This is a genomic window from Veillonella sp. AF36-20BH, from assembly GCF_003602765.1.
Classification (GTDB): Bacteria; Bacillota; Negativicutes; order Veillonellales; family Veillonellaceae; genus Veillonella; species Veillonella hominis.
In genome coordinates, this window is record NZ_QTLR01000015.1 from 1 (window position 1) to 5,126 (window position 5,126).

A 5,126-nucleotide genomic window follows, 5' to 3' on the forward strand; every position below is an offset into this window, starting at 1 on the left:
AAGATTGTTAAGGACGGCATCGATGCAGGCGGTAAGAAGATTACTAATGTAGCGGCCGGTACTGAAAACACGGATGCAGTAAACTTTGGTCAATTGAAAGACGCTATTGCAGCAGGTAAAACTATCCTTAAAGACGGTAAAAATACAACCGTTGAAGGCGATGGTTCCGCTAATAATCCATACAAAGTTAACGTAAATGACGATTTGGTGCTTGGTAAGAAGGGTGCTGACGGCAAAGACGGCTCCATCGGAGTTAACGGTAAAGACGGCTCCGCTGTTGTTATCAATGGTAAAGACGGCTCTATCGGCTTGAATGGTAAAGATGGTGCTAACGGCATCTCCATTAAAGGTGGTGACGGTAAACCTGGCGTTGACGGTACAAACATCACTCGTCTCGTTATCGAAGAAAAGAACGGCGAAAAACATGATGTTGCAACATTGGATGATGGCATGAAATATGGCGGTGATACAGGTGCTGTTATTAAGAAAAAACTTAATGAACAAGTTAATGTAGTCGGTGGCATTACTGATGTAAATAAATTGACTACTGATGACAATATCGGTGTTGTATCCGATGGTGCTAACAACTTGAAAGTTCGTCTTGCTAAGGACTTGAAAGGCTTGAACAGTGTAACTACTGGTAATACTGTTATGAACAGTGATGGCTTGACTATCAATGGCGGTCCCAAGATTGTTAAGGACGGTATCGATGCCGGCGGTAAGAAGATTACTAATGTCGCTGAAGGTACCGATGGCACTGATGCAGTAAATGTTAACCAATTGAGTAAAGCGGTAGCTGGTGCTACAACTAAACTAGAGAATGGCAAAAATACAACAGTGACCTCCACAACTAATAATGATGGATCTAAGACATATAAAGTAAATCTCAATGATGATATTACTCTTGGAACAGATCCTGATAAGCAAATCTCCATTAAAGGTTCTGAAGGCACAATCCAAGCAGGTAAAGTAACTGTTAACGGTACAGGCGGTACAGTGAATAACTTGACTAATAAGACTTGGGATCCTGCTCATATCACTAGTGGACAAGCGGCAACCGAAGATCAATTGAAAGCTGTTAATGACGACTTCAATAATAAAGTAAGAGCAGGCCGTGTATTCCAAGGTGACCAACCTGGCGATAGCGGTAAAGTGGTTCGTGGATTGGGAGATACTATGAACCTTACTGGTGGTGCTGATGTGAACCGTTTGGCAGATAATAATATCGGTGTTGTGAAAAACGCTGCTGGTGATGGCTATAACATCAAGTTGGCTAAAGACTTGAAAGGTCTTGAGTCCGTAACGACTACGGATGCTGCTGGTAATACAACTGTTATGAACGGTAACGGTATTACAATTAAAAATAATGCGGGTGGCAGCGTATCCTTAACAAGCTCCGGTTTGAACAACGGTGGTAACAAGATTACTAATGTGGCTCCAGGCGAAATTAGCTCCACTTCCACTGATGCTGTTAATGGTTCCCAACTTAATCGTGTTGCAAACAGCATGAATAATGTTGTAAACGAAGTTCGTCAAGTTGGTGCTTTATCCTCCGCGTTGTCTGCATTGAAACCTATGGCTTATGATCCTTACGAACCTACTCAAATCATGGCAGGTTATGGTAACTACCGTGGCGACTCTGCATTGGCATTAGGCGTGGCTCATTACAAAAATGAATCCATGATGTTACATGCTGGCGTAGCTTGGGCGGGCAGCAATAGCCATATGATGGCAAATGCTGGTGTAACTTGGAAAGTAGGTAACAGAGACGGCGAAGCAGAAACTGCAGATCGTTACCGTAAAGGACCTATTAGTTCCACATATGCAATGCAACGTGAACTTGCTGCAATGAAAGTTGAAAATCAAGGATTAAAAGGTGAAGTAGCTGATTTGAAAGCTGAAAATGAACAAATGAAAGCTAATATTGCTGCAATGATGGCAAGACTAGGTTTATAATACGTTCATACTGAACATTACGGGGTGAGGATTCCCTTTTAGGGGATTCTCCCACCCGATTTAATTCGTTGATAGAAAAGAGGAATATATAATGAAAAAATCCACTTTGCTTGCTTTCACAGCAGCAGTATTATTCGGCAGTGGCATATTACAAGTTAATGCGGCATCTGCTACATTTGATGATCCATTGCTTTTACCAAATCCGGCTAAAGTGCCTACAACAGGTTCCGTCGTATTGATTCCTGTGGCTAGCCCTCAGACTGTACAAGGCATCCATGAATTTGTGAAAGCATGGGAAAATGCGGAAAGAAAGATTGCTTTAGCTGAAAGCAAAAAGAAAAATCATCAAGCATTGACTAAAGAAGAAGCTAAATGGTTACATTCTAAAGATAAGCATAACTATGCTGATTATTTCCGTAAACATTCTTTAGGTTATGTACATGGCCAAGAAACTGCATTGAACTGGAATGGTGAAAACCGTAATAAAAACGAGTATAGCTATTACACATTCCCTAAATATGATAAGGACCAAGGTTACACAAATAGCTATGGTTACAATGTATTGCGCAGCATGGTTGATCGTATGAATGAATTGCTTCAAAAACAAAAGGCCGTTGGCGGTCCTTTGACAGATGAAGAAGCACAAGCATTGGAAGATGCTATGCTTGATATCATGGCTCAAGATCAAGAACATGTATCTAATGAAGAATTGCGTTATTACATGAACGAAGCAGTTTGGTTTGCTACAAAACAAACTGTAAAAAATATGTCTGCAGAAGAACCTTTTGTTGGAGACATGCACGAAATTAACCTTCGTGAAGCGATTCAGACAGATAACTAATCATCTGATACATATATAATCACATTATATGTATAGCTTTTGTTATAAGGAATGTGCAGTTGCAATAACCTTATATATAAAAGTTTTTAATATACAGTGTTGAGATACAAATAAGGGATTCTATTAACACACTGTCATATAGACAAGAAGTCGCAACAGAATGCAATAGATGTATTCTTGTTGCGGCTTCTTTTTATTTTAAATTCTCCCTATATGATATGTCTAAAAAAGTAATATAACTCAAGTTTTAAATCTGTAAAATTAGGCCGTGAAATTGTGCAAAAATAATGATAAAATTTTCCTGAAATTTGTCATAAAATTTGTCCAAATTTTGTTGACATCAGTATATGGAAATGTTATTATATTTAAGTACCCCATATGAAGGGGCACAGATCTTTGAAAACTGAACAATGATAGGTAATCAATTAAAATGATTGAACATATGCCAGAGTGCGGGTTTTGACACAGTCAAAACCAACCATAATTCAAAGCTACTTAATGGTAGCGACAACAAAACAAATGAGCTATTCAAATAGCTTCAAGATATCTTGGAGAGTTTGATCCTGGCTCAGGACGAACGCTGGCGGCGTGCTTAACACATGCAAGTCGAACGAAGAGCGATGGAAGCTTGCTTCTATCAATCTTAGTGGCGAACGGGTGAGTAACGCGTAATCAACCTGCCCTTCAGAGGGGGACAACAGTTGGAAACGACTGCTAATACCGCATACGATCTAACCTCGGCATCGAGGAAAGATGAAAGGTGGCCTCTATGTATAAGCTATCACTGAAGGAGGGGATTGCGTCTGATTAGCTAGTTGGAGGGGTAACGGCCCACCAAGGCGATGATCAGTAGCCGGTCTGAGAGGATGAACGGCCACATTGGGACTGAGACACGGCCCAGACTCCTACGGGAGGCAGCAGTGGGGAATCTTCCGCAATGGACGAAAGTCTGACGGAGCAACGCCGCGTGAGTGATGACGGCCTTCGGGTTGTAAAGCTCTGTTAATCGGGACGAAAGGCCTTCTTGCGAATAGTGAGAAGGATTGACGGTACCGAAATAGAAAGCCACGGCTAACTACGTGCCAGCAGCCGCGGTAATACGTAGGTGGCAAGCGTTGTCCGGAATTATTGGGCGTAAAGCGCGCGCAGGCGGATCAGTCAGTCTGTCTTAAAAGTTCGGGGCTTAACCCCGTGATGGGATGGAAACTGCTGATCTAGAGTATCGGAGAGGAAAGTGGAATTCCTAGTGTAGCGGTGAAATGCGTATAGGTGGCAAGCGTTGTCCGGAATTATTGGGCGTAAAGCGCGCGCAGGCGGATAGGTCAGTCTGTCTTAAAAGTTCGGGGCTTAACCCCGTGATGGGATGGAAACTGCCAATCTAGAGTATCGGAGAGGAAAGTGGAATTCCTAGTGTAGCGGTGAAATGCGTAGATATTAGGAAGAACACCAGTGGCGAAGGCGACTTTCTGGACGAAAACTGACGCTGAGGCGCGAAAGCCAGGGGAGCGAACGGGATTAGATACCCCGGTAGTCCTGGCCGTAAACGATGGGTACTAGGTGTAGGAGGTATCGACCCCTTCTGTGCCGGAGTTAACGCAATAAGTACCCCGCCTGGGGAGTACGACCGCAAGGTTGAAACTCAAAGGAATTGACGGGGGCCCGCACAAGCGGTGGAGTATGTGGTTTAATTCGACGCAACGCGAAGAACCTTACCAGGTCTTGACATTGATGGACAGAACCAGAGATGGTTCCTCTTCTTCGGAAGCCAGAAAACAGGTGGTGCACGGTTGTCGTCAGCTCGTGTCGTGAGATGTTGGGTTAAGTCCCGCAACGAGCGCAACCCCTATCTTATGTTGCCAGCACTTCGGGTGGGAACTCATGAGAGACTGCCGCAGACAATGCGGAGGAAGGCGGGGATGACGTCAAATCATCATGCCCCTTATGACCTGGGCTACACACGTACTACAATGGGAGTTAATAGACGGAAGCGAGATCGCGAGATGGAGCAAACCCGAGAAACACTCTCTCAGTTCGGATCGTAGGCTGCAACTCGCCTACGTGAAGTCGGAATCGCTAGTAATCGCAGGTCAGCATACTGCGGTGAATACGTTCCCGGGCCTTGTACACACCGCCCGTCACACCACGAAAGTCGGAAGTGCCCAAAGCCGGTGGGGTAACCTTCGGGAGCCAGCCGTCTAAGGTAAAGTCGATGATTGGGGTGAAGTCGTAACAAGGTAGCCGTATCGGAAGGTGCGGCTGGATCACCTCCTTTCTAGGGAGACATACACCAAGCCAAAAGCTTGGATGTCACTTAGGTCGACACTTTGGC

2 protein-coding genes and 1 rRNA gene are annotated in these 5,126 nt (G+C 44.0%); all 3 read left to right on the plus strand.

Annotated features, from left to right (window positions below; genetic code table 11):
* On the plus strand, positions 1-1,956 hold a 1,956-nt coding region (locus tag DW000_RS09730; RefSeq protein ID WP_207798791.1), incomplete at its 5' end, for a YadA C-terminal domain-containing protein.
* A 91-nt stretch (positions 1,957-2,047) separates the two neighbouring features.
* Complete coding sequence (locus DW000_RS09735; protein ID WP_120056262.1) at positions 2,048-2,797, plus strand: hypothetical protein; 750 nt, start codon at positions 2,048-2,050, stop codon at positions 2,795-2,797.
* 545 nt (positions 2,798-3,342) lie between these two features.
* Positions 3,343-5,069 (plus strand): 16S ribosomal RNA (locus tag DW000_RS09740).
* Positions 5,070-5,126 lie beyond the last annotated feature (57 nt).